We start from the raw sequence: 26636 nt of genomic DNA on the forward strand, positions 1-26636 counted from the left end.
CATTTTATACTGAGTTATCTTGTGTCTTGTAACTGGTTGACAACTAAATAGCGCCGTTATGTGGAAGGTTTGCCCTTATACTTCAACCTCCTAATGATAAAGATTTTTATTCCGATACACCGCTTTTATCATGTATACTATGAAACGGATATGAAATCGCTTTATAAAAGGAGAGCCCTATGCTTTATTTGTTAGTTACTATGCTAGAGCGTGTAGGAATAATAGTTACGGTTGCTTTCGTTACGACTAGACTGCCGTTTTTTAGAAATATGATGGAGCATCAAAGGCTACAAGGGTCCATTCTTTGGAAGATGATACTATTTTTCGGTGTATTTGGTATTATAGGAACTTACACCGGTTTGTCTGTGAATGCATTTTCCTTTGAAGTATCTAAGTGGACTGTTTCCTTAAACCATGAGGAAGCGTTAGCCAATTCCCGAGTCATTGGTGTTGTAATCGGCGGACTTTTGGGAGGCTGGAAGGTTGGTCTTGGGGCTGGCTTGTTGGCTGGTGTCCATCGTTTCACCCTTGGGGGATTTACAGCATTGGCGTGTGGCATAGCCTCCATTGTGGCTGGTTTAATTGCTGGGCTTATTAGGGGAAGAACAGGAAAAAATGCCTTCCAGTCTTTATGGATTCCTTTCTTTGTAGGCATGCTTGCAGAAACGGTTCAAATGGCGATTATTCTAGGAATATCCAAGCCTTTTGAAGCAGCTTTTAGTTTAGTTGAAAAAATTGGACTGCCAATGGTAATTGCTAATGGGATTGGCTCTGCACTATTTATCATAATTGTGAAAAGTGTGTTTGACGAGCGGGAAAATGTTGGGGCTGAAAAAACACAAAAAGCATTGCTATTGGCTAAATTAACTACCTCTCATCTGCGATTCGGATTGAATCAGAAAACGGCACAGCAAACTTGCGACGTGTTATGGAACGAAGTAGGTGCCTCTGCTGTTGCCATTACAAATAAACAAGAAATACTAGGCTATGTAGGAGAAGGGATAGACCATCACTACCAAGGTCAGCAAATTCAAACGAATGAGACAAGAGGGGTTATCGAAAAGGGAAAAACCTACATTGCTAGAAATGAAGCAGTGCATTGTCAAAATCCAAAATGTTCTCTTCAAACAGCAGTTATAGCTCCGTTAAATTTACAAGGAGAAACAGTTGGTACGTTAAAATGTTATTTTGAAAGAGAAGATGATTTATCAAGGGTAACAGAGGAATATATTACTGGATTAGCAGCATTGCTGAGCCAACAACTAGAGCTTAGTGACGCAGAGCGCGTTAATCAGTTAGCGAAAGAAGCTGAGATAAAATCTCTTCAAGCACAAATCAGCCCCCATTTCCTATTTAATGCTTTGAATACCATCGTTTCCATGATTCGATCGGACCCAAATGAAGCAAGGAAGCTGCTCATTTCCTTATCTAGATATTTACGACAAAATATTCAAGGTAGTAAAGAGACTGTTATTTCCTTATCTCAGGAGCTAGAGCACGTGAATGCCTATTTATCTATTGAAGAAGCTCGTTTTAAGGACACGCTTACGGTTCACCATGAAATTGAGGAAGGAGTACTATATACACGTGTACCGCCTATGACCTTACAGCCGCTTGTGGAGAATGCGATTAAACATGGCTTGAAAGATAAACAGGGTAAAAGAGACCTTGCTATTGTAATAAAAAAAGAAAACAACGGTGTTCGGATAGAAGTTACAGATAATGGGGTTGGAATAAGAGAGTCTCGACGCTCGAATTTAGCGACTACCCCTGTGTCTTCAGAAGAAGGAGCAGGGATTGGATTAGCAAATATAAATCAAAGACTTTGGATGATATTTGGCAAAGCTTCTCATCTATCAATAACATCCGTAGAAGGGGAGGGAACATCCATTTCTTTTTGGATACCGTTTAAGCGAGAGGAGGAGATCTATGAATGACATTCGTGTGATGGTAGTTGATGATGAAGTATATAGCCGGGATGAGTTAGTTCATTTATTGTCTTTATTCCATGACATCTCTATAGTTGAGGAAGCGGGATCTGCAGAGAAAGCACTAGAAAAAATTATGAAATCGTCTATTGACGTAGTTTTTATGGATATTGAAATGGGTCCTATGTCAGGAATAGACTTAGTTGAGGCTGTCCAACAATTGAAACACCCTCCCGAGATAGTATTTGCCACAGCACATCCTGATTACGCTGCTAAAGCGTTCCGGCTGCAGGCACTGGATTATTTACTTAAGCCCTTTGCTGAGGAAGAGGTTATGGAAACGGTCCAAAGAATTCGATCTGTATTAGCTGGGGATGAACAAGAAACACAAGGGAAGAAGAAGGGGAAACTGGCTATTGAATCAGAAGATAGAATATATTATGTTCATCCAGACGATATTATTTTTATTCGTGCAGAAGAAGGGGCAACAGTCATCCATACTCGTTCTAAACAAATTCCATCCAAAACAACTCTGAAGGAATTTCAGGGAATCTTAAAGTCATGGTCTTTTTTCCGGACACATAAAAGTTTTTTAATCAACCTGGAGGATGTAGTAGAGTTAATTCCATGGTTTAACGGTGCTTATCAGCTTAAATTAAAGGATGTTCAAGAGGATATACCTGTTAGCAGGACATATGCTAAGGATTTAAAAGCAAAGCTCTCCATGTAAAGAGTGCTAGTTATCGCTTATATGGTGCATCTTACTTTGGAATTCCTACATCTTATTGAAAAAGAGCCTCAAGAGAAGGCTCTTTTTTTATAATGAGGATAATCATTCAATGAAAGCGCATACAAGTTGAGGAGGGTATTTACTTGTTTACTTTTATTCTATCCATTGCCATTTTAATCATTGGTTATTTTACGTACGGAAAGTTTGTAGAGAAAACGTTCGGTATAAAGGAAGAACGTAAAACACCGGCTTATACGATGGGAGATGATGTCGATTATCTTCCGATGGGGACGAAGCGAAACTCACTTATTCAATTGTTAAACATTGCCGGAGTGGGCCCCATTTTCGGCCCGATTTTGGGAGCTTTGTACGGACCGGTAGCATTCCTCTGGATTGTCCTTGGTTCTATTTTCGCTGGGGCTGTTCATGATTATTTAACGGGAATGATTTCGCTTCGCAACAAGGGAGCTCATATTCCGGAGCTTGCAGGAAAATTTTTAGGGAAACCGATGCGCCATATTGTGAATGCGTTTACAGTGTTATTGCTCTTATTGACTGGAACTGTTTTTGTGTCTGCACCGGCGTCCCTCATAAATGGGCTTACCTCCAATTGGATGAGTCTAAGTGCTATTGTGCTGTGCATCTTCGTGTACTATATAATAGCCACAGTTTTGCCTATTAACAAAATAATCGGTAGAATCTATCCAATATTCGGGGCAATGCTCTTGTTAAGTGCTATTGGAATTGGAGTAGGGCTTATTGTAAGAGGTGCTCCAATACCAGAAATGCAGCTTACGAATATGCATCCTGATAATTTGCCAATTTTTCCACTTCTATTCTTAACCATTTCGTGTGGAGCTTTATCAGGGTTTCACGCTACTCAATCTCCAATTATTTCGAGGACGACGCAAAAAGAAGGTCAAGGAAGAAAAATATTTTATGGAATGATGATAGCAGAAGGAATTATTGCAATGATTTGGGCTGCTGCAGGAATGAGTATGTTCTCAGGAAATGAATTAAACCAAATTATCGCAGAAGGAGGACCAGCTGCAGTAGTTAGTGAGGTTTCAACGATGATGCTTGGTGCAGTGGGTGGCACAATAGCAATTATAGGAGTTATTATCCTGCCAATCACTTCTGGTGATACTTCCTTCCGAGGCTTGCGTATGATTATTGCAGACTATTTCAATATTGGTCAAAAGAAAACGCTCAACAGACTTTGGATTGCGTTCCCAATTTTCGCCTTATCGTTTATGCTCACTAAAATTGATTTCTCTATTCTATGGAGATATTTCTCATGGGCAAATCAATCAACAGCCATGATTGCTTTATGGATTGGTGCTATGTATTTAATCCTTTCTAAGAAAAATTACTTTATAGCTATGGTACCAGCTGCCTTTATGACTATGGCTACTACCACTTATATTTTCTACAATGAGATAGGATTTGGCTTGCCAATACAGTGGGCATATGGCATAGCTGGCATTATTACTATAGGAGTAATTGTGTTATTTTATCGTACCGCCCACAAGCGACTGCAACAGCCGATCTCCTTGGACGATGGATACGATCAAGTGGCATAACGGAATCGCAGGCATATCATTAATATAAATAAGAATCTACCACCTCCGTAGTCAGTTAGTAACGGATTATGGAGGTGGTTTTTGTCGTGTATTGTTGTTAACAATGAAATATTATCTTCTCTATGATGTTGACTATGTAGGAGTAGGACGATACACTATATATGAATATATGTTCATATATAAGTATTAAATGAGAGCTACTCGGGGTAACATATGGAGAAGAGGAGGACGTTTTATGGGACATCACCATCATGACCATACTACAGGAAATATAAAGGTAGCCTTTTTATTAAATCTGGGATTTACTATTCTAGAGATTATAGGGGGCATATTAACGAATAGTATGGCTATTTTATCCGACGCGCTTCATGATTTAGGGGATTCCTTGTCACTAGGCTTGTCCTGGTTCTTACAGAAGTATTCCAAAAAAGAAAATACCAGCGAGTATACTTTTGGATATAAGAGGTTCTCTTTATTAGCTGCATTAATCAATAGTGTCGTTTTAATAGTTGGATCTACATTTATTCTATTTGAAGCCATACCGAGGTTATTAAATCCTGACATGCCAAATGCGACAGGGATGATTGTACTAGCTGTTCTCGGTGTCCTTGTGAACGGAGCAGCGGTGTTTAAACTAAAAGGCGGCGAATCGATGAATGCAAAAGTAATAACTTGGCATCTAGTGGAAGATGTTCTTGGCTGGGTTGCTGTATTAGTAGTAAGCATCCTGCTTCTATTTTTCAATCTGCCTATTTTAGATCCATTGCTTTCTATTGGTATTACCGTTTATATTCTTTATAATGTTATCCTTAATTTTAGAAAGACAATGTCATTATTTCTAGAAGCAGCTCCAGAGGGAATCGATGTGGACAAGGTCAAACAGCAAATTGAAAATATTAACCTGGTGAAATCTATTCATCATACTCATTTGTGGTCACTTGATGGAGAACACCATGCCTTTTCAACTCATGTGGTTGTACCGGAGAATGCAAGTAAAGATGATATTTGTGACACTAAAGAGCAAATTAAACAAATTATTCAAGAAATACAACTAGATCACATCACTATCGAGATCGAGTACGAGGATGAAGCGTGCTCCGTTTTAGAACTATCTCATCATTAGACGAGGAGGGTTAGTTTGTTAGGAACGTTGTTTTATTCAATGGTAGCAATGGCAATTATTATTTTTGCGGCATTTACCTTATTTATGTATGCAGCATATAAAAAGGGGAGGAAGCAAGATGATTAATAGGGAGGTGGAAGCATGACGAAGGATGATCAGGAAGGACGCTTTTTAGATGAGGAAACGTTATTTATTGTGACCCAGACTTTTAAAGCATTATCTGATCCGACAAGGGTGCGCATTCTCCATCTGCTCTTTCAGCAAGAACTATCTGTAAATTCGATTGCAGAACAATTAGGATTAAGACAATCAACCGTTTCCCATCAGTTACGGTTTTTAAAAAATGTAAGGCTTGTACATTTCAGAAGAGAAGGGACATCTATTTTCTATTCCATTGAAGACGAGCATGTGCAAGGGGTTCTAAAACAGACAATTGAACACGCTACCCATGCTTAGGTAATATTTACCGATAATGCAAGGCTAAATATTTTATTGCATAGTACGATAAATATAGTGTATGTAAAATTTATTAATAGATGGGAAGCGTAAATAGCAATATGGAAAGAAAAATAGTGAATGTGATGGAAGATTTAGCATCAAGTCTAATAACTGTAATGCTGACAAGTCCTGAGTATCAATTGTTTTGTAAATGTGAGCAATGCAGAATGGATATATTAGCATACAGTTTAAACAATTTGCCAAGTCACTATGTTTCCACTAAGGAAGGGAAAGAAAGGGCTTTTGAGCAACTAAATACAAATCAGCATCGACGTTGGATTAATAAGCGCATTATTCATGCAATTCATGTTGTAGGCAAGTATCCGAAGCATTATAAAGCAGTACAATAAATAAATGTATATCAGCCCCTGGTCTCCTTTACTATCAGACCAGGGGTATTCTCTGTCCGATAATTATTGTACAGGTTCAATGGAATTGGATTGCACATCAGTATTTACTACTATATCTTGCTGATGTTTCTCGAATTTACTCGATAAGCGAGGCAGTAAAATCATATAAAATACACCTACTAATAACAGGATGGCTCCGCATACATAAAATAGACTTTGAATAGAGATGATAGATGGAAAACCAACAGTAATAATCGCAAGTGTTGCTGTATGGGATACCATCATAATTGGGGTAATCCAGCTTTCCACCCTTCCCATCATTCGCTTATCTACAATTGATGGGAGCCAACCTCCAATCGCTATATTAGCTAGTGGGATGGAGAACGCAATAAGCCCAGAGAGACTTAAAAAGAAGACTACGTTTGATGACGCCCCACTAACGATAATAAAACTTCCAGCCATAATGAGACTGAAGGACAAGCATGTGTATAGCTTCCATATCTTTGTTAACAAGGCACCTGCTATACTTCCGGCAATCATTCCTACTCCGAACACAATCCCTAAGACTACAGTCCATTGCTCATAGGCTTCTGGTGTTAAATGGTATTTCAGCATATATAAAGGCATGACAGTTAATCCTCCATTAACAATACCTATTACAAAGAAGCCTGAAACAATAGTAAGTAATAATTTATGCTGGATAATATATTGTAACCCTCTCAAAAAGTCTTGAAGAATAGAGGTGTAGCGTAAGTCTTTAATGGTCCTTGCTCCATTAGGCATTCTTACTTCTTCCGTAATCACACTGGATCGAATAAGCAGCGCTGATACAATAAAGGTTATTAAATCAAAAACGATAGCTCCCTGTATGCCAAGCAGCCAGTATGCTCCAAGCCCTAAGCCGGTAGCAAATAAATTAAAGACACCAGCTACCATTTGGTTCAATCCTGCTGCAGTAGGATACTCCTTTTTTGTTAAAATCCCCTGAACGAGACTCATTTCAGCTGGAGTGAAAAATTTAGCTACAGCACTTCTAATAAACAAAACTAAGAAAATGACTGGCATCACATCTATCCAGAGTGCTCCTAATAAACATAACGATAAGATTCCACAAATCACATCACTGTAATAGGCTATTTTTTGTCGGTCTAAAGTGTCAGCGAAGACACCTGTTACAACAAAAACGAGTAGGGTTGGTGCGGAATACATCATTTCAGCAAATGTTGCATAAGCGGGCTGCTCACTGAATCGGTCTAGCAAATAAAATGTGAATGCAGTCATTCCAACTATAGTTCCAAGTCTTGACGTAACAGAAGCGAAAAATAGCTTAGCAAACGTAGTATTGTTAAAAATCCCCAATCTGCTCCATTCCTTTCAATTGAAAGTCGTTATGTTTAGTATAGTTGGGGGGGAGATGCTAACAAACCAGCCACGGATGTAAGTGTACTCCGTCTGAAGAACGAGAAAAAAAGCAGCACCCATAACTGGAATGCTGCTTACTCTTCTTGATCTGGGTCGTGTGAATGTTCTGGTTGTGCGTCTCTCTTCTGTGCTTGAAATGGGGAGAGCTCTTCAGAGGCTTCTACTCGTAGTTTCTTTGGAACAAGCAACTGCCGTCTTTTTTCATATGTTTTAGAACCAAGACGGAGAACCTTGGTTTCCATGTATATATGAAAAAAAGTTTCCAATGCGACGATAAAACCAGATGCTGCAATGGCTGGAAGGACGGTTTGCGTAGGAATGCCATTGATTGTCTGACCAAACACATACAATATACCAAATGCGATAATCGCATCTACAAGAGATGTGACTAATAAACCATACCTTCTTAGTACAAATACATCTCCAATAACGTACGTAATTCCAAGCAGTATAAGACTGATAAGAAAAATATTACCTAACGATGCATTTACAATTGGAGCGTAAATTGGGAATATGGCTGCGATCAGAATAACCCATTTAATAGCTAATGCTTTTACGTGTCTCACGGTTAACACCTCCGTCCATTATCATTTGCATGGAGGTGCTATTTATGCATTAACCTAGGAATCCTCTAACGGAAGACTCATTATCGTTTGACGAGCCTGAAAGCCTAATTTCTCGTACAATTGTTTAGCTGAATTGGAGGCAAATACATTAAGACGTACTTCGTTATACCCTTTGGACCTAAAATAGGTGATAGCTTCTTTCATTAATGCTGAACCTATTTGGTTTCCTCGATGTTTTGGTACAACTAAGAGGTCATAAATATACCCATACTCTTTATTATCAAAGTAATCCAAGTTCTTCCCTATAAAAATCCAACCGACAATCTCTTCTCCCTTTTTTGCTACAAGGTAGTGACCGCCTAAATCTCTAATGTTCTGGTTAAGCTCTTGAAGGTGCTCCAGCGACATATGTTTATGTTCCTGTGGTACAGATAGATGTAAATTATTGGCTATAAAACTTTCATCAGCAGGATTAGCCATTTGGATGTTCAAATCCATAATAGTCACTTCCCATCATTATAGTTTCTTTAATTGTAAAGTTAACCATCCATTCAATCAACGAATATGTTGTTTGAGTTTTTATCCCGTAGCATAGGTATGGTTGTTATGTATGAATCGAATGAGATTTCACAATGTGGTATGCTCGAAGTCTCATAAGTACATACTCTTATGTGTGAAAAATACTTTTATAGGGTAACAAATGAGAGAGCATGAAGGAGGAATAGTATGAATATAAAAGCATTTGTATTTGATGCTTATGGAACTTTATTTGATGTACATTCAGTTCGTGAGCGATTAGATAACCTATTTCCGGACAACAGTGAAGCAATTAGTCAATCATGGAGGTCCAAGCAGGTACATTATTTTTTTATCCGCCAGTTAATTGATGGATATGAACCGTTTAATTTAATTACTAAATGGGCACTGCAAGACGCTTTAATAGAAAATGGGATAGAATATAACAAAGATATTGTGGAAGATCTAATGGAAGCCTATAAGCAATTAAAACCATATGAAGAAGTAAGGGACGTATTACAACAGCTTGAGAACCATCAACGTGTTATTTTTTCAAACGGTACACAAGCCATGCTGGAGCCTTTATTAGAATACAACGGGCTTGATCAAACACTTGGTTTATTAAGTGCTGATCAAATTCATATATACAAGCCAAGTCCTGATGCGTATCAATTTGCCTTAAATCAATTAGGGGTGAGCAAAGAAGAAGTGTTATTTATGTCCAGCAACCCTTGGGATATAGCTGGCGCGAAGCATTTCGGATTCAATACTGCTTGGATTAGCCGAGATGGAAAGGAATTCCCGCAGATGGGATTAGAGCCCGACCGCATTTATCAGACATTAGCAGGGATAGTGGAATGGTCGTAACGAACATACAACCCTCTCTTCTATAATATAAGTACATTGCGTTGACAAAAAACACCGCTTTCACTATACTGTTAGTAGACATTTTCATTACGTAAGATTGTTACTGATTCTTCAGGCAAGACTTAAACTATTTCATGGGTTTGGGCCTCGTGTACCCCAAACGCATAATTAGGTTAAGTCTTGCTTTTTTTTGTGTTCTAATATCTGTTTTCAATGACGTAATGAAAAAGGTTAACTTTAAGCAAAGGAGAGGGAGAGGACTATGGATTATAAAGATATAGCAAAGAAACTGGTCCCGCTTCTAGGAGGCAAAGAAAATGTAGTCAGCGCAACTCACTGTGCTACTCGTCTTCGTTTAGTAATGAGTGATGAATCCAAGATCGATCAAAGTGAGATAGAAGAATTGGATGGGGTGAAAGGTGCGTTCTCTAGCTCTGGACAGTATCAAATCATTTTTGGAACAGGTACCGTAAATAAAGTGTATCAGCCATTTGCAGAAGAGTTAGAAATTGCAAATGGAGAAAATAGTTCTGAGAGTAATGCTGCACCAGATCATAAAGAAGCAGCGAAGCAAAATATGAACCCCTTGGCACGATTCGCCAAAACGTTATCTAATATTTTTGTTCCCATTATTCCAGCTATCGTAGCAAGTGGTGTATTAATGGGAGTGCTTGGATTATTAAATACCTATGATGTATTTACTCCAGAAAGTTCTATATATGTGTTGTTGAACATGTTCTCTAGTGCAGCATTTATTATACTGCCTATACTTATTGGTTTTAGTGCAGCAAGGGAATTTGGAGGAAATCAGTATTTAGGTGCTGTTATTGGTGGAATTATGACCCATCCAACTCTTATGAACCCATGGGGACTTCAGGATGCAAGTGCAAACCCAGAAACCATGCAGTTCGTTGGTATGAACATAGAGCTGCTTGGATATCAGGGAACCGTAATACCAGTCCTATTGACGGTTTATGTGATGAGTAAACTAGAACGTGGGGTCCGAAAGATTACACCTAGTGCCGTCGATTTACTTGTCACTCCATTCGTGACAGTTATTATTACCGGTTTTGTAGCACTTATGGCTGTTGGACCAATTGGTCGTTTATTAGGGGATGGTATCACTACTGCATTAGACGCTGTGTACGGATTTGGAAGTGGATTTGCAGGATTAATCTTTGGTGGTACGTATTCCTTGATTGTATTAACAGGCGTACATCACAGCTTCCACGCTATTGAAGCTGAGCTATTAAACTCCGGTGCGAACTACCTTCTCCCAATATGGTCAATGGCTAACGTAGCACAAGGGGGAGCGGGACTTGCAGTATTCTTTAAGACAAAGAATAAAAAGACGAAAGAACTCGCTATCCCATCTGCGACTTCTGCGTTTTTAGGAATTACCGAGCCGGTTATTTTCGGTGTTAACTTAAAGTATCGTCGCCCATTTATTGGCGCTTTAATCGGAGGAGCAATGGGTGGATTTTATGTCACCATGTTCGGTGTTGAAGCAAATGGCATTGGCTTAACCGGAGTACCTATGGCTGCTATTGCAACTGATATAATGAACTATTTCATTGGTTTCATCATTGCTGTTGGCGGTGCCTTCCTTGCAACACTTCTACTGGGTTGGAAAGAAGACAAATAATAATTATCTATAAAAGAGGCTGGGACATACGTGTATTAGCCGACAAAAAATCCGAACTATCTATTGAAAATCCTCTATGGGATTCGATGTAGTTCGGATTTTTATCTTTGTATATTTTTTATGATACTCATTTTTCGACTTTTAAACGGATAATGAAAGTTGTGGACCAACCTCTCAGGCTATAGAAAAAGTGTGGAGGGCGGCTCTGTTACAAATGGGTGGAATTCCGCGGAGGAAGCCCATGAAAAGCGAGTCGTTTCACCAACACCGCCTCGATCCACATAGAATAACCGACGGTCTAAGTCAGGCTATGCCTGACTTTTTCCTGTATGAAAGAAATAATCCTATCCCTGTAAAGATTAAAAAGGGATTGCCCTAAAGCCTTAGCCGATTAAGCTGTATTGTTGACGAGTTGTCTATGAAAATACGAAGAGTATAGTGTAGAATGGTACTATTCTATAGCGTATTAAGGGTGGTGAAATGTATGCTTGTCATACGAAATGCCGAAAAAAGCGATGTATTATCTATGTTACAAATAGAGAACTACGAAATTGCCAATGGAAATGCAACATTTGATTTGGATGCCAAAACACTGGAGGAAAAAGAGACTTGGTTTCAATCCTTACATACGCGTTATCCAATCATAGTGGCAGAGCTGGATGACTATGTAGTGGGATATGCTTATGTCAGTCCCTTTAATCCGAAACAAGCCTATCAGCAAACGGTGGAGCTTTCCGTGTATGTTGATGCTTCCTATCGAGGAAGAAAAATCGGAAAGAGCTTAATGGAGTATATTCTAGAAGAATGTGAAAATGAAAGGTTTCATACCGTTATTTCCAAGATCACAAAGGGTAATGAAGGAAGTGTGCGGTTACATAAGCAAGTTGGTTTTCAATTAACCGGAACGTTAAAGGAGGTTGGCTTTAAATTTAATACGTGGCAGGATGTAGAAATATATCAATATTTTTGTAAATAAGACCCAAAAAAATGAAGGAGGGATGACATGATTCGAACACTTGCCTTAACGAAAGCAGGTGAACTACAGCAAGATATTCCTGTTAGAGATCTTTTTCATTCAAACATAGCATGGTACTGGGTCGACTTTTATATTCCTTCTCCAGAAGAAACGAAAGAGTTGGAAACTGAATTCGAGTTTCACCCATTAGCTGTAGAGGACTGTATACATACTTTACAGCGACCAAAACTTGATTATTATGAAGACTATACTTTTATTGTTATTCACGCCCTCCACGCTAGGTCATTAACAAAGCAGGAATTAGATATTTTTCATGGGGAAGGCTATATCGTCACTTACCATAAGGAGGAGTCACCAGAGCTAGAACAAGTATGGAACCGACTACAGCGTGCACCTCATCCTAACAAATGGGAAGAAGACCATGTGCTTCATCAGCTACTTGATAAAGTAGTCGATAATTACTTTCCTATTGTATATGCCATTGAAGATCATATTAATGATATTGAAGACAATACTAGGCAGTTATCCATGGAAAAACTGTTAGAGCAGCTATTTGATACCCGTGCTGATTTATTGGCCCTTCGGCAGACAGTACATCCGATGCGCGATTTATTGTATCGCATGTTGAATTCCCAGCATATGGATGGGGTGATGGAGCGGAAAGAATATTTTTCCGATATACATGATCACCTAATGAAAGTATCCGAACTGATTGAGTCAAACAGGGAAATGACGACAGATATTCGCGATAGTTATATGTCGTTGAACTCGCATGAAACCAACCGGACTATGCAAATACTTACCGTTATCTCCACGATATTTATGCCGCTTACATTCATTGTTGGGGTGTATGGGATGAATTTTAAATATATGCCAGAGTTAGATGAACGGTACGCCTATTTTGTAGTGATGTCCGTCATGGTGGTCATTGCAATACTTATGTTTATGTGGTTTAAACGAAAAGGCTGGTTTGATTAACCCTCACCTTGCCTGTTGGTTTGAGACTGAATAATGATATAGGTTCGTCCAATCCTGTACGCTTATCAGAGAAAGGTATGGCCTGGAAAACGGAGCTATCTTTAACCACTTAACTCCTTTTCCGGAAACAACCCCATACTATCTCAAACCGTTGTCTTCCATATAAGGGCAATATACAGAGTAAACAACAACAGAGTTTTTCAGATAGACGTCTGAGAGGGAGCTACGTCGTAAGTATGAGAATGTTTCCTCCTCTTTACTGTTATAACAAATGAATGAAATAGCTATACTTATTTATAGTTAACATTCTATTTACAGTGCGGAGGAGGTATTTTATATGTACACCGATTATGAAATAGAATACTTATTGTCCGAGAGACGACCGAAGTAATCATGCAAGAAAAAACCTTACTTCCCTGTATTGAAGGGAGGTAAGGTTTATTTAGGTTGATGCCAATAATATATCTTCGGGACGTGAAGAAGAAGCCAATGTTCATGGATTATGGATAAAGCTACAAATGTGATAAGACCCCATTCCACTGATTTAATATCCATACCATCCCTCATTTCGTAACCAATACGCTTATCTATATGTTCTCCTACGTTTGTCTTATTCCAAATCTCACCTAACCTACGGACCTATGTACCCTGTACCCATTTTTTAAGCACGATATCACCGTTTAGGAATGTATCTAAGAGGTTATACGTTATATGTTGGGAAAAATCTGAAAGTTGGAAAGGGGTTTTGTTTTGTTAAAGAAATTAGATCATTGGGTGACCAGCGTGGAAAAGTGGATTATTAGCTGGTCTATCATCGGGATGACAGTTATGCTGCTAGCTAATGTCGTTGCCCGTTCCTTATTTAACAGCAGCCTAAGCTTTGCGGAAGAGGTTGGGCAGTTCTTTATCATACTCGTCACATTTGTGGGGGTTAGTTATTGCGCGAGATGGGGGAGGCATTTGAAGATGACAGCTTTAGTAGAATTGCTTCCCTTTCGTGTTCGTAAGATACTCGTCCTGTTTGTGACGCTCACTACTTCTCTACTTATGTTTTATCTTGCTTATTTAGGTGTGCAGTACGTTTGGCAATTATACACCTTTGAAAGGGTGACGCCTGCGTTGAGAATACCTATGTATGTAATTATTGTGTTTGTACCAATTGGGTTCCTATTCGGTGGGATTCAATATATACATGAATTTGTATTAAATGTTCGTTCTAATGACATTATTGATGGTACAAAACAATCGAAGGTAGACAAGGAGGAAACTGCATTATGATTTGGGTTATGCTAGTGTTATTATTTTTACTACTTTTCATAGGGTATCCTATGCTGGTTCCATTAATTATTGCCCCCTTAGTGGCAGCGTTAATCTTTTTACCGGATTTTAATACGGTTGTGCTCATACAGCAATTTGTTACTGGGATTAAGACATTTGTATTACTAGCTGTTCCTATGTTCATATTTGCAGCGGATATCATGTCCTCAGGAAAAACGTCTAATCGTTTACTTGATTTCGTTGGAAGCTTCATCGGACATATTCGTGGGGGATACGCTATTACGACTGCTGCTGCTTGTACTTTGTTTGGCTCTATTTCAGGTTCTACACAGGCTACGGTAGTAGCTGTAGGAAAACCAATGAGAGAGAGGCTAAACAGTGTTGGATATAAGGATAGTCAATCCATACCACTTATCATTAATGCATCCGATTTAGCACTAATGATTCCTCCTAGTATTGCTATGATTGTGTATGGTGTGGTAACAGGAACGTCAGTTGGTGAGTTATTTATAGCTGGAGTAATTCCAGGGTTAATTATCTTCTTTTTCTTTGCCGCTTATAGTTACATATTGGCTTCTCGAAAAGGTCTAGGGCAGGAAAGGAAAGCTACCTGGAGGGAGAGATGGGTCGCAACAAAGAAAGCAATACTTCCATTGGGATTCCCTGTGCTTATTATCGGTGGTATTTATCAGGGGATTTTTAGCCCGACAGAAGCGGCTGCTGTCTCTGTTGCGTATGCCTTTTTATTAGAGGTTGTATTGTTTAAAGATGTTTCTCTAAAGGATATCCCGAAAATTGCCGAATCCTCGGCAGTTGTAACAGCTGCAGTGTTTATTCTTGTGTCAGCAGGAACTGCATTAAGCTGGGTTTTAGCCTATGCTAAATTACCTGAGGAGATTACCCAGGCTGTATTAGGATCTGACCCTTCTGCTACATACGTTTTGTTTATGGTAGCGGTATTTTTCTTCGTGGGTTGTATGTTTGTTGATCCATTGGTCGTAATCATTATTCTGACACCAATATTCTATCCCATTGCTATGAACGCAGGGGTGGATCCAGTCGCTCTTGGTATCATAATTACATTGCAAGCAGCAATTGGATCGGCTACTCCTCCTTTTGGAGTGGATATTTTCACCGCAATAGCAGTGTTTCAAAAACCCTATCAGGATATTATTAAGGGGATCTGGCCATACATTATTATTCTTATGCTGGCATCAGCGCTATTTATTGTATTCCCAGAAATTATCACCATATATAAGATGGTGTACAGTGATTAGGATGGAAAGGGTGTTAAGGTGAAACAAATCTATGTATTTGTATGGATGACATTTGCGCTAATACTAGCAGCTTGCTCTTCTTCTGCAGAAACAACTAAGGGAGAAGGGAGTCCGGAAGTGGTGATTCGTTTTGTACATGAAGAATCGCCGACCTCTGTGCAAAATAGCTACGTAGAAGCGTTTAAGAAGACAATTGAGGAAAAATCGAACGGTTCTATTGCAGTAGAGATTTATCCAGTTGGGCAGTTAGGAAATGGGGTAACTCAGGCGGAGCTTCTGCAAATTGGAGCAGTAGATATGGGGATAGTATCTCCTGGTAATGTTGGTACCATCGTTCCTGAATCTCAGGTTATGCTTCTTCATTTCTTATTCTCGGACGACATGAAGGTGAATCAGAAAGTATTTAATGAAAGCCCTGCATTATATGAAACGCTCGGGAAAGCATTTGAAGATAAAGGGATAAAGGTGCTCTCCTATTGGACGGAAGGCTTCATGCATTGGACTACCAATAGGAAAATAGAGCAGCCAAAGGATTTTCAGGATATTAAATTCAGGACGATGCCCTCCCCCTTAATTGTATCCTCTTACCAGGCTTATGGTGCCAACCCAACTCCAGTACCCTATGAACAAGTGTATAGCGGGCTGCAATTAAATATGATAGAAGGACAAACGAATCCAATTTTTGCTATAGAGCAAATGAAATTTTATGAAGTACAGGAGGTTCTTACCTTGTCTAGACACTCCTTATACACGACAACCACTTCAATAAATCCAGAGTTCTATCAGAGCTTGTCTACAGATCACAAACAGGTTGTAAACGAAACGATTGATGAAATGAAGGATAAATCATTTGAAATCCAGCGAAAGTTTAATAAGGAAGACCTTAATACTATCAAGGAGAACAGCTCTATTACCATTACGGAGCTCTCCGAACAGCAAAGAAAGAAATTCAGGGAAGCAAGTGAGATAGTAAAACAGCAATATGTTGACATGGTAGGAGGCAAAGCCAAAGAGATTTTAAAGCAATTAGAAGAGGATGTAAAAAAGGCTGAGCAGGGTGAACCTTTACGATAGAATAATCCATTTAAATTAAAGATTGAATTCCAAGCTTTCGGCAATGGAACAGGAAAAGAACTTAAAAAATGGCTCCCATTCTTTTGAAGGAATGGGAGCCATTTAGGTAATGCATTACTCTTTTTGTAATATACCCATACATAACAAGGTCATTTGCTTGTACGTTATCATATACGCCTATCGTGTTTACTTTCTGTTCTCCAAACAGTTATACAAGACTAAGAAATTATGTGAAGCTCTTATCAAAAGAGATTCCGTATCCTCTTCAAGCTGTGAACTAAGCTCCGTCCTGTTCCGCTGCTCTTATGGTTAAAGAGTCGGCTTTTCGGTGTTCGAATAGCTTTTAGGGGAAGGAGTTGTTTTTCTTCGTTTCTGAATTGCTTTAAACCCAATTATACAAAGTACAATAATCGCTATGCCGATGAATACATATTGTTGAAAACTAGAGAGCATCTGTTTCATCGATTGAAGGTTTCCCATTTTTCCTAATAGTAACATCGCATAAATCCACGGGAATATGCCGATAAATGTAATACTTCCAAAGCGAACGGGTTTCACATTACTTAATCCAGAGAAATATGAAATGTAGTTTCCTAGGCCAAGAGGCCGGGATAAAGCAATGGTCCACTCTCCACAACGTTTAAACCACCTTTCGGCCTTATCAATCTTATTTGTCTTAAACCAGTTCTTAACCTTATGATCAAGCTTACGTCCAATGTAATAAGGGATATAACTAAAGGCTGTGTACACTAGCCCTGCTAGAATAGCAATACCAAAGCTTGCCCAGGCGCTTGATTTTAAGACATATCCATATGCTAATACTACAATACCTCCTGGGAAAGGGAGGGAGGATGCTTCAATCGCAAGACTTATTAGTAATCCAAAGATTCCTAGTTCTTTTAAAAATGCAACGATGAAATCTAGCATGATTGCTCCTTTCCAAATTCCTTTCTTGAATTAGATTCTCTTACTGTTTTACCCTTCCCAACGATTTTGTAACAGTTAGATCCTTCCACTCACAATCTATCTTTGATTCCTTTTGCTGTTGATATCCATATAGCACTCTTACTTGCAGACACTTATAGGATAGGAAGGAGTAGTCTTTAGGACACTCGCTTTTTCTACTTGTTTACACCGGGGATTTGGAAGTGCTGCTAGATGTAGCGGGTTTAGCCAAGCCTTCTGCCTCCAGAATTGGAATTATTGGGAGAGCAGACCTGTATTTTTCTTGAGAATTCTTAAAGCAAATAAAACGAATGAAATACTTCTATATAATCTTTCATTCTATGTTGTCCTTATCATTACGAGCCTATTGTAGGAGGTTCTATAAGATACGGAAAAGAAGTATCTTATAGCTTTGCCCCCTTGGCTCAGGCTAAGGGGGCAATTTATATGAACATGATTCATTTAGAAGGATGGTAACACATACTGAATGAGGAACCACAGTATGCCAAAAAAGATAATCAGATAGGTAATATACTTTATGGCAGCTACCCCTACTTTACTTGTGTCCTGTTTCTTCTCTTTATGTTCAATTTCTACATCCTTGTCATCATAAGCCATTCTGATTACTCCTTTCTAATTAAGAAAATGAAGCGGAGGTGGGTATGGTTGCTTCCGCTTTTGTTACATGTGCCTCTTTCTTACTAGCTTGTATTTGTTTATCACAGAAGGATTGAATCTTCTGGTATGCATATTCCACGTTTTCGCCATTGATAATCATAAGAATAGGGAGATCTTGTTTATAATGAAAAAAGAAGCTGATTAAATGGGGTAATTGATGCCCCTCAACCATACGTTGATTCTGATAGAAATATACTTCGTAACTAGAGTGGATGATAAATCGATATATGTTCATCACTTCTTTAATAGATATCCTTTGGTGTAGTTGCAAATCATAGGACATGATGTGTTTCACTTGAGTTCACCTCGTACATAATTACTGCCTGATATAGTATGTATAATCAGTGCATCCGAGATAGGTATTCCCTTATACGAAGAGGGGGAAACATTATTTTTATAATGCTTTTTCTTAAGTGTGGTGTTCTGTGCAGAGGATAGAATGACCCTGTTGTTACAGGGATACATAAAAAAAGAACAAAACAAAGAAATTAGCCTTTTGTTTTGTTCTCCAAATAAAAATACTAGTGCTCGTATATCATTTTTCGGGTCATTCCGCCATCTACCGTAATATTTTCGCCAGTTAAGAACGAATTTTCCTTGTCTGTCAAATAAAAACAAGCCCTTACAACATCATCCGGGTGTCCTACTCGTTTGGAGGGATGCTGGTTATGGTCAATGTCACGTAATTTGTCATAGTCAACTGTTTGAATCCATCCTGGACTAATCGAGTTAACCCTGATTTGGTATTCACTCAATGAAATAGCTAATGAATGTGTTAAAGATAGCAGTCCACCCTTAGAGGCCGCATAAGCTTCTGATTCTGGTTCTGACATAACTGCTCTTGTGGATGCCATATTTACAATTCTCCCGTGGATACCTTCATTCTTCCATCGAATGGATAGTTGTTGAGAAAATAGAAAGGCACTTCTTAAATTAGTATGCAGGACATTGTCCCAGTACGAGGAAGTAACTTCGAAAATATTTTTGAAATGACTAACCCCGGCATTATTAATAAGAATAGTAGGTAAAATATGTTGTTCATCTAATGTGTAGAAAAGGCTATGTATATCATCAACATTACGTACGTCGCAATAAATAAATTGTACATTTTCCTCTGTTTCCATTAAATCTTGGACGAGCTTTTCACCATTACCGCTGTCATGGTCGGCAAGAATCACATGTGAACCTTTATCTGCATATGCTTGTGCTAAGGCTTTGCCAATTCCATTACTAGCACCTGTTATGAGGACAATGTCCTTTGAGAAATCCATGTTTCCCACTCCTTGTTCTAGTCTTATAGCTATACTACCTTACCATAGTACCTTATATAAAGTATTTATAAACCATTGCATTAAGAGGAAAGGTATATTGGCTGAAATAGAGGTTTGTACAAATTGGTCGGTTGTGATATTATTTTGAAAAACATCGGAGGGATGATCATGAGAAAAGTAACGCTAGTTGACTTATTTAAACATCATATAACTAGAAAGTATCTACATCGTTCTGGGATTCATCATGCCGTTACAGCAGCGTATTATGCCTTCGATTTGGCTCTGCAACGTAATGTTTCTGTTGATTTTGCTACCAAAGCAGCATTATTACATGATATTGGGCATTATGAATGGTATAACAATAATGGTGAATGGGATTACGATGAATATCGAGAAAACGATATTCATGCAATTAAAGGAGCGGAACGAGCTCACAAGCTGCTCATAAGGCTTGGTGAAAACCGTTCAGCTGCTAAGCATATAGCAGTCGCTGTGCTGCTTCATACAGATTCTTATCTTCCATTTCCCCTGAATGGAAAGCAAACAGCGTTACAGGAAGTAATTACACTGGCGGATAATAAAGATGAACAGCCTAAAGGAATGCATCATTATAAGCAGATGGAAATCAGTGAGGCTATTAAGCACTTGCATCAATTGGACCTTAAAGTAGATGCCGTGTTGGCAAAGCAAGAAAGCCCAAATGAGATGCCTGGCTAATTATTTTCAAAGAATTTTCACATTTATTGTTTACAATCAGGAATAAATTGCATATACTTTCCATGTACGAAAAAAATCTTAACGAGAAAGGAAGGTCAAACCATGTTGTATCTATCTACTGCTAAAACTCATCAATTTCATAAAGATGACCATTTGACCTTGCTTTATTGTCGTTGATTTTTGTAAGTGAAATAATGACAATAGTTGCTCCGCAGGCTCATGGTCTACGGTAGCATTGCTATGTCTACATACAATTTGTCTTGCATATGCACCGTAGGTTTATTCTTTAACCCTACGGTTTCCTTATGCATATGGCAGAGTAGAGTCACAGTAATGTACTGTGGCTTTTTTTGTATGTGAAAAACATAAGGAGGTGATACGAATGACATTTCAGTTATTTACTTTTACCGTTACGGTATCTAAGGACAAAAAGCATTGGCACACAACAGAAGTCAATCCGAATTCCCTGCAGGAACAACTGACAGACAGAAAAGCAACATTGCCATACGGCGGATAATACTAAAAAAGGAGGTTACTTAATATGTTGTTACACTTGATTTTCATGGATTGGCTCAATATGGAGAAAGATAGCGCGTAGCTGTAATCAAAAGAAGCGGAGGAATACTTTATGCAATTTCAATTATTAATGTTTACCATTCATATACGTAAAAGGACTAGTCGAGAAAGAGTGCATGCTAAGCTCCGACACCATTCCATTCAACAGAAGATGGAAGCAATGAAGGATCGTCGCAGTAGAATATGGTAAGAGGAAAGGGGCATTCCTGATCACAGGAAGCCCCATTTCCTTATAAAGGTGGAGTTACTGGCAATTATTTGATAGGGTTAATCTATCAGAATTTAGCGACGATTAGTTAGAAAGGGTAGAGATGATAAATGGAACCAAGACAACCAATTGCAATAGACAAAGCGATAGAGTTAGTAATGCAGCATGGAAAAGAACAGGGAAGGGAATTGGTTAGTTTACAAGAGTGTGATGATCGATACATAGCGGAAGATATTTATGCTAATCATCCTATTCCTCCTTTTCCTAAATCACCCTATGATGGGTTTGCGTTTCGCTCGGAGGATACAGCATCAGCCAATAGAGACAACCCAGTACGATTTACCGTTGTGGAGCATGTGCCTGCTGGGGCGACTGCTTCACGACCGATTGGAAAAGGTGAAGCAGTCAGAATAATGACTGGGGCTGCAATCCCTGAAGGAGCTGATTGTGTAGCGATGTTTGAAGTGTGCCATACGTATAACGAGGGTGACTTGGAATGGGTGGAATTGAAACGCCCGATACGGTCTATGGAAAATGTGATGGATAAGGGTTCAGAAACTGAAGAGGGGGCGCTGGTCATACGTAAAGGCACATACATGAACCCGGGTGTCAAGGCAGTTCTTGCTACGTTCGGATTCACTAAAGTACCAGTTACTAAAAAGCCTAAAATAGGCTTAATCACAACAGGTACAGAGCTGTTAGATGTAGAAGAAGATATGGTATATGGGAAAATCCGAAACTCCAATGGGCCTATGATTGCTGCTCAATGTAAAAGAGCAGGAGCGGACTTCATTCATTTTGGGAAGCTAATGGATGAATTAGAACCTAGCTATGAACGCATTCAACAAGCTCTTAAAGATGTAGATATACTAATTACTACAGGGGGCGTCTCTGTAGGTGATTTTGATTTAATGCCTGCGATTTATGAAAAGCTTGAGGCGAAGGTGCTATTTAACAAGGTAGCCATGCGCCCGGGCAGTGTTACCACAGTAGCAGTGTATGAAAACAAAATGTTATTTGGTCTATCAGGGAATCCGTCTGCTTGTTATGTTGGATTCGAGCTATTTGCCAGGCCAATTATTAGACAGGCTCTCGGAACTCCTGCTGTTTACCCTAAGAAAATCGAAGCCTATTTAGGTGAGGATTTCGAAAAACCCAATCCATTCACCAGATTTGTAAGAGGGAAGATGCGAATGAAGAATGGTTTTGTTTACGTTGAGCCAGTAGGTATGGATAAATCAGCTGTCGTTACCTCACTAAGTAAAGCAGATGTCTTTATTGTACTAAGAGGGGGGACAAGGGGGTATAAAAAGGGAGATATGGTAGAGGCATTATGGGTGGATACGCAAGAAGGCCAACGGAATACGTGGAACCATCATCTCAGCTCAGAAGAAGGAGGTTGAAGATGGAAGAGGAGAAAAAAACGGCTATTTATGATCAATTAGGGAGACCGCTAAGAGACCTGCGCATTTCTGTTATTGATAAATGTAATTTCAGATGTACTTATTGCATGCCTAAGGAAATTTTCGGTAAGGATTATCCCTTTTTAACAAGGGAGGAGCTTCTGAGCTTCAATGAAATTTATACTGTTGCAAAAGTTTTTGCCTCTCTTGGAGTGGAGAAGGTAAGGCTAACCGGAGGAGAACCATTGTTGCGTAATCATCTGGAAAGCCTGATTGCCTCTTTATTCAGTATTAATGGCATAAATGATATTGCTTTAACTACGAACGGTGTGCTACTGCCTAAATATGCGAGAGCGTTAAAAGAGGCCGGTCTAGATAGAATTAACCTAAGTTTAGACGCAATAGAGGACGAAGTGTTCCAATCCATCAATGATCGCGGTGTAACCGTATCACCGGTATTGAAAGGGATAGAAGCTGCTACGGAAGCAGGTCTTCAGATTAAGGTGAATATGGTTGTGAAACGAGGGATGAATGAGGATCAAATCATTCCTATGGCTCAATACTTCAAGCATAAGGGTCACGTTCTTCGATTTATAGAATTCATGGATGTTGGTAATGTGAACGGCTGGAATAGTAGTGCTGTTGTACCGAAAAGCGAAATAGTTGATATACTAAACGAACATGTGCCCCTAGAACCAATTGAACCGAATTATTATGGAGAAGTAGCTTCTCGCTTCCGCTATATGGACGGGGAAGGAGAGATAGGAATTATTTCGTCTGTAACTGATCATTTTTGTGATTCCTGTACCCGGGCTCGTCTTTCCGCTGATGGCTCTCTCTATCATTGTTTATTTGCATCACAAGGATATGATTTGAAATCTATGCTGCGCATGGGGATGGGGGAGGAAGAGCTCCGGATGGAAATAACAAGGCGTTGGAACCTTAGAGAAGATCAGTATTCAGCGGATCGTTCAACTGGCAAGGCTTTAAATCATTCAAAAGTTGAAATGTCATATATCGGCGGATAGGGTAAAGCTGCACCTATTGCATGCGAGCTTTTTTTTGTATCTAAAGAGTTATATACTTATGGTAGAAGGGATGTGGTTATAGGATGAAAACATTCAAGCTTATAAAGTTAAATGTATTAGAAGGACAAGATGATGAGTTTCAGAGGAAATCTATTCCCTTAATCGATGGTCTTATCATTAATCGGGAAGATGAAGAAAATAAATGGCTAATAGAAGCATATTTAGAAAGTCGATTTAAGGACTATTTTCAACCATACTTTGAAAGTGAACAAGACATTGTTCTACAGGCTAAAATCACAAAATCATCGAATAAACCGGCTATGTTCTTAGTGAAGGCTATAGACATTAATGATATAGGTGATGATTGTAATGTATTATTTATTGGAACTATTCTCGATTATCAGAAAGACCAAGCTGAGAGATTATTAAAGTCTTTATTAGATAAAGGTCTAGAAGGGGAAGAACTGCTTGCAGCCTTTAAAGATACAGTAGAAACGACTTCTACTTAAGGAGACTTGATAGATTGGACATTCCATTGTACCTGCAACGAATTGGGATAGACAGCATACCAACAGTATCCAGTAAAGCACTTTCCCAATTAACGAAAGCCCATTTATACAATATACCGTTTGAGAATATTGATGTGATGACAGGGAATTACATCGATTTAAGCGTGGCACGTTTTTATGACAAGATTGTAATCAGAAAAAGAGGAGGCTTTTGCTATGAGCTGAATGGTCTCTTTCATGAACTATTACGTCAGTTAGGCTATGAAATAATGCTGATTGCAGCTACTGTCTTGCAGAAGGATGGCAGTTGGGCGTATCCTAATAGTCATGCTGCAAATATTGTATATGTAGAGGGTGAAGCATATTTGGTAGATGTTGGTTTTGGGGATTCCTGCATAGAACCAGTACCTCTTAATGGAAAGATACTTCGTGATCAAAGCGGTACGTATCGTATCAAAGAGCAGGAGGGTCTATACTATTTAGAGAGGTATGAGAAGCGGTGGAGAACTCAATATTGTTTTTCACTGGTTCCAAGGCAGCTGGTGGAAATGAAGGAGGCAGCCCATTATAACCAAACTTCTCCTTCTTCCATTTTTACACAGGGATATATTCTCACCATTCGTACAATGAATGGCAGAATAACAATCACCGATACATCCATTACAATAACAAATCATCGTTCAAGAACGAAAAAAACCATCCACCATACGTCCGAATGGGTGGATTTTATTCAATATTATATGGGCATTCCTAATCAGGAGATGGCAGTCATTCAGCCTCACTTAATGGACGGGTCTTAGTTCCATTGTGAGGTTTTTTTCCGTAAGAATATACGCTCTTCTCTAAGGGCAGCACACTTTCATTATCTATTAATGGAAATTACTTTCTAAATAAGATTTACATAAGTAACAAGGCACTTTATAATACTTTGGGTATAGTAATTCTTAAAATATGTACATTTTGTTAATCATAATAAAGTATGACCCTAAATCCTTCAGAAAATCTCTACGTTTACCGATAGTAACAAAAACGAGTACAAATCGTGCAGTGCTGGTAGAGAATGATAGTTTAGAGAAGGGTATAAGTCATAAAAAGGAGAAGTTCTATGTGGATTAGACACCGCAGTTTTAGATGGCTCAATGACTTATCTCCAGTTCAACTGATTGTAATTTTTTATGGTTTTGCCATGCTGCTAGCTTGCATTTTGTTAGGACTGCCAGTTGCCCATAAAGAAGGGGTAGAGTTACCATTTATTGATTTATTGTTTACCGCAGTCAGTGCTGTTAGTGTAACGGGACTTACGGTAGTAAACGTAACGGAAACATTTAGTGTAACAGGTACTTTTCTTATCGCCTTTTTATTGCAATTTGGTGGGATTGGAATTATGACCCTGGGCACCTTTATATGGATTGTAATGGGTAAGAAAATAGGACTAAGGGAACGAAGGCTTATCATGACCGATCAGAACCAAACTCATTTCCAAGGTATGGTTCGAATGATGAAGCAGATTTTGTTAATGATCTTTACGATTGAAATATTAGGCTTTCTCATATTAGGCACCTATTACATGCAATATTTTGAAACTTGGCAAGAAGCTTATTATCAAGGTTTTTTTGCCTCCGTTAGTGCAACCACAAATGGCGGCTTTGATATTACAGGTCAGTCGTTAATTCCTTTTCAGAGGGACTACTTTGTACAGTTCATTCATATTGTGCTAATTATACTCGGAGCCATTGGGTTTCCAGTTCTGATAGAGGTAAGAGATTATTTGTTCTCCACAACAGAACAACGGAAATTCATGAGGTTCTCCCTGTTTACAAAATTAACCACGACAACATTCGTCCTTCTCATTGTGGGGGGAATGATCTTAATTATTTTATTGGAATTTAATCACTTTTTCGCAGGAAAGGCATGGCATGAAATACTTTTCTATTCCTTATTCCAATCTATTACAACCAGAAGTGCGGGACTGTCAACAATGGATGTTAGTGAGTTTACGGAACAGACAGAATTGCTAATGACGGCACTTATGTTTATTGGTGCTTCACCAAGTAGTGTGGGGGGAGGAATTCGTACCACTTCCTTTGCTCTTGTCATTATCTTTCTGTTAACGTACGCGAGAGGACAAAGGACGATTCGAATCTTTAAACGGGAAGTGCATGATGAAGACTTAATCAAGGCTGTCGTTGTATCCATCATGGGGGTAGTCACATACTTTACTGCCGTGACCGTAGTGGTGGCTGTAGAACCATTTGATGTTCTAGAGATAATGTTTGAAGTTGCCTCTGCCTTCGGTACTACTGGGTTATCGTTGGGTATCACACCGCATTTAACAACGTTCAGTAAAATTGTTCTCATTTTATTAATGTTTATTGGTCGGGTAGGCATCCTTTCCTTCCTGTTTACATTTAACAAAGAAAAGAAAAAAGGGAAAAATTATCATTACCCAACAGAAAGAATTATCATCGGCTAAAGAAAGATCTAGAGGAT

The 26636-nt window shown here is 38.9% G+C and carries 28 protein-coding genes; 21 read left to right on the top strand and 7 right to left on the bottom strand.

From position 1 onward, the window contains the following. Positions 1-179 precede the first annotated feature (179 nt). The 6 genes from ACFFGV_RS00990 to ACFFGV_RS01015 all read left to right on the top strand — a co-directional run bounded on the left by ACFFGV_RS00990 (position 180) and on the right by ACFFGV_RS01015 (position 6212). Positions 180-1937, top strand: a complete 1758-nt coding sequence (locus ACFFGV_RS00990; RefSeq protein WP_377344682.1) for a LytS/YhcK type 5TM receptor domain-containing protein — start codon at positions 180-182, stop codon at positions 1935-1937. After that, complete coding sequence (locus ACFFGV_RS00995) at positions 1930-2658, top strand: LytR/AlgR family response regulator transcription factor (protein ID WP_377344683.1); 729 nt, start codon at positions 1930-1932, stop codon at positions 2656-2658. Before ACFFGV_RS00990 ends, ACFFGV_RS00995 begins: the two co-directional genes overlap by 8 nt. A 143-nt stretch (positions 2659-2801) precedes the next feature. Further along, positions 2802-4241, top strand: coding sequence for a carbon starvation CstA family protein (locus ACFFGV_RS01000; protein ID WP_377344684.1), 1440 nt, complete (start codon positions 2802-2804; stop codon positions 4239-4241). Between the two features lie 235 nt (positions 4242-4476). Further along, the gene (locus tag ACFFGV_RS01005) at positions 4477-5364 is read left to right on the top strand and encodes a cation diffusion facilitator family transporter (protein ID WP_377344685.1); all 888 of its coding nucleotides are present in this window, start codon (positions 4477-4479) and stop codon (positions 5362-5364) included. 141 nt (positions 5365-5505) lie between these two features. After that, entirely contained in the window at positions 5506-5820 is a 315-nt protein-coding gene (locus ACFFGV_RS01010; RefSeq protein ID WP_377344686.1) for an ArsR/SmtB family transcription factor, read from the top strand. 101 nt (positions 5821-5921) lie between these two features. Further along, on the top strand, positions 5922-6212 hold the full coding sequence (locus tag ACFFGV_RS01015; RefSeq protein ID WP_377344687.1) for a late competence development ComFB family protein: 291 nt from the start codon (positions 5922-5924) through the stop codon (positions 6210-6212). A gap of 63 nt (positions 6213-6275) precedes the next feature. On the opposite strand, the gene ACFFGV_RS01020 is transcribed toward ACFFGV_RS01015, so the two are convergent. The 3 genes from ACFFGV_RS01020 to ACFFGV_RS01030 all read right to left on the bottom strand — a co-directional run bounded on the left by ACFFGV_RS01020 (position 6276) and on the right by ACFFGV_RS01030 (position 8698). Beyond that, positions 6276-7571: an MFS transporter gene (locus ACFFGV_RS01020; RefSeq protein WP_377344689.1), complete on the bottom strand. Its 1296-nt coding sequence runs from the start codon at positions 7569-7571 to the stop codon at positions 6276-6278. Positions 7572-7708: 137 nt separating this feature from the next. Next, entirely contained in the window at positions 7709-8200 is a 492-nt protein-coding gene (locus tag ACFFGV_RS01025) for a DUF2512 family protein (protein ID WP_377344690.1), read from the bottom strand. 54 nt (positions 8201-8254) lie between these two features. Beyond that, a complete protein-coding gene (locus ACFFGV_RS01030; RefSeq protein ID WP_377344691.1) occupies positions 8255-8698 on the bottom strand; it encodes a GNAT family N-acetyltransferase in 444 nt (147 codons plus the stop codon). 228 nt (positions 8699-8926) lie between these two features. Between ACFFGV_RS01030 and ACFFGV_RS01035 the strand changes: the two genes are divergently transcribed. The 7 genes from ACFFGV_RS01035 to ACFFGV_RS01065 all read left to right on the top strand — a co-directional run bounded on the left by ACFFGV_RS01035 (position 8927) and on the right by ACFFGV_RS01065 (position 16811). Beyond that, complete coding sequence (locus tag ACFFGV_RS01035) at positions 8927-9583, top strand: haloacid dehalogenase type II (protein WP_377344693.1); 657 nt, start codon at positions 8927-8929, stop codon at positions 9581-9583. A 262-nt stretch (positions 9584-9845) separates the two neighbouring features. Continuing rightward, on the top strand, positions 9846-11228 hold the full coding sequence (locus ACFFGV_RS01040; protein WP_377344695.1) for a sucrose-specific PTS transporter subunit IIBC: 1383 nt from the start codon (positions 9846-9848) through the stop codon (positions 11226-11228). Between the two features lie 484 nt (positions 11229-11712). After that, positions 11713-12204 (top strand): GNAT family N-acetyltransferase, encoded by a 492-nt coding sequence (locus ACFFGV_RS01045; protein ID WP_377344696.1) that lies wholly within the window; start codon positions 11713-11715, stop codon positions 12202-12204. Between the two features lie 27 nt (positions 12205-12231). Further along, positions 12232-13182 carry a magnesium/cobalt transporter CorA gene (gene corA, locus ACFFGV_RS01050; protein WP_377344697.1) on the top strand — a complete coding sequence of 317 codons (951 nt, stop codon included), beginning with the start codon at positions 12232-12234 and terminating at the stop codon, positions 13180-13182. Between the two features lie 750 nt (positions 13183-13932). Then, positions 13933-14460 (top strand): TRAP transporter small permease, encoded by a 528-nt coding sequence (locus tag ACFFGV_RS01055; protein ID WP_377344699.1) that lies wholly within the window; start codon positions 13933-13935, stop codon positions 14458-14460. Further along, positions 14457-15737, top strand: a complete 1281-nt coding sequence (locus tag ACFFGV_RS01060) for a TRAP transporter large permease (protein WP_377344701.1) — start codon at positions 14457-14459, stop codon at positions 15735-15737. Before ACFFGV_RS01055 ends, ACFFGV_RS01060 begins: the two co-directional genes overlap by 4 nt. Before the next feature lie 18 nt (positions 15738-15755). Continuing rightward, entirely contained in the window at positions 15756-16811 is a 1056-nt protein-coding gene (locus tag ACFFGV_RS01065) for a DctP family TRAP transporter solute-binding subunit (RefSeq protein ID WP_377344702.1), read from the top strand. A 309-nt stretch (positions 16812-17120) separates the two neighbouring features. Here ACFFGV_RS01065 and ACFFGV_RS01070 read toward each other — a convergent pair whose 3' ends face one another. The 4 genes from ACFFGV_RS01070 to ACFFGV_RS01085 all read right to left on the bottom strand — a co-directional run bounded on the left by ACFFGV_RS01070 (position 17121) and on the right by ACFFGV_RS01085 (position 19705). Further along, a complete protein-coding gene (locus ACFFGV_RS01070; protein WP_377344704.1) occupies positions 17121-17738 on the bottom strand; it encodes a DedA family protein in 618 nt (205 codons plus the stop codon). A 480-nt stretch (positions 17739-18218) separates the two neighbouring features. Beyond that, complete coding sequence (locus tag ACFFGV_RS01075) at positions 18219-18374, bottom strand: hypothetical protein (RefSeq protein ID WP_377344705.1); 156 nt, start codon at positions 18372-18374, stop codon at positions 18219-18221. A gap of 19 nt (positions 18375-18393) precedes the next feature. Continuing rightward, positions 18394-18729, bottom strand: coding sequence for a hypothetical protein (locus tag ACFFGV_RS01080; RefSeq protein WP_377344706.1), 336 nt, complete (start codon positions 18727-18729; stop codon positions 18394-18396). 226 nt (positions 18730-18955) lie between these two features. Further along, positions 18956-19705, bottom strand: coding sequence for an SDR family NAD(P)-dependent oxidoreductase (locus ACFFGV_RS01085; protein WP_377344707.1), 750 nt, complete (start codon positions 19703-19705; stop codon positions 18956-18958). Positions 19706-19873: 168 nt separating this feature from the next. Here ACFFGV_RS01085 and ACFFGV_RS01090 point away from each other — a divergent pair, with 168 nt between their 5' ends. From ACFFGV_RS01090 to ACFFGV_RS01125, 8 genes are all read left to right on the top strand, one after another. Beyond that, positions 19874-20422 (top strand): HD domain-containing protein, encoded by a 549-nt coding sequence (locus tag ACFFGV_RS01090; protein WP_377344708.1) that lies wholly within the window; start codon positions 19874-19876, stop codon positions 20420-20422. 382 nt (positions 20423-20804) lie between these two features. Then, entirely contained in the window at positions 20805-20939 is a 135-nt protein-coding gene (locus tag ACFFGV_RS01095) for a hypothetical protein (protein ID WP_377344710.1), read from the top strand. Between the two features lie 111 nt (positions 20940-21050). Then, entirely contained in the window at positions 21051-21188 is a 138-nt protein-coding gene (locus tag ACFFGV_RS01100) for a hypothetical protein (RefSeq protein ID WP_377344712.1), read from the top strand. A 128-nt stretch (positions 21189-21316) separates the two neighbouring features. Continuing rightward, positions 21317-22609 (top strand): molybdopterin molybdotransferase MoeA, encoded by a 1293-nt coding sequence (locus ACFFGV_RS01105; protein ID WP_377344714.1) that lies wholly within the window; start codon positions 21317-21319, stop codon positions 22607-22609. A 2-nt stretch (positions 22610-22611) separates the two neighbouring features. Next, entirely contained in the window at positions 22612-23637 is a 1026-nt protein-coding gene (moaA, locus tag ACFFGV_RS01110; protein ID WP_377344715.1) for a GTP 3',8-cyclase MoaA, read from the top strand. An 83-nt stretch (positions 23638-23720) separates the two neighbouring features. Then, positions 23721-24146 (top strand): YwpF family protein, encoded by a 426-nt coding sequence (locus ACFFGV_RS01115; protein WP_377344716.1) that lies wholly within the window; start codon positions 23721-23723, stop codon positions 24144-24146. 14 nt (positions 24147-24160) lie between these two features. Further along, positions 24161-24946 (top strand): arylamine N-acetyltransferase family protein, encoded by a 786-nt coding sequence (locus ACFFGV_RS01120; RefSeq protein WP_377344717.1) that lies wholly within the window; start codon positions 24161-24163, stop codon positions 24944-24946. Between the two features lie 305 nt (positions 24947-25251). After that, the gene (locus tag ACFFGV_RS01125) at positions 25252-26619 is read left to right on the top strand and encodes a TrkH family potassium uptake protein (RefSeq protein ID WP_377344718.1); all 1368 of its coding nucleotides are present in this window, start codon (positions 25252-25254) and stop codon (positions 26617-26619) included. Positions 26620-26636: the final 17 nt, after the last annotated feature.

This window comes from Pontibacillus salicampi (assembly GCF_042434395.1).
In the GTDB taxonomy this organism is placed as follows: Bacteria; Bacillota; Bacilli; order Bacillales; family BH030062; genus Pontibacillus; species Pontibacillus salicampi.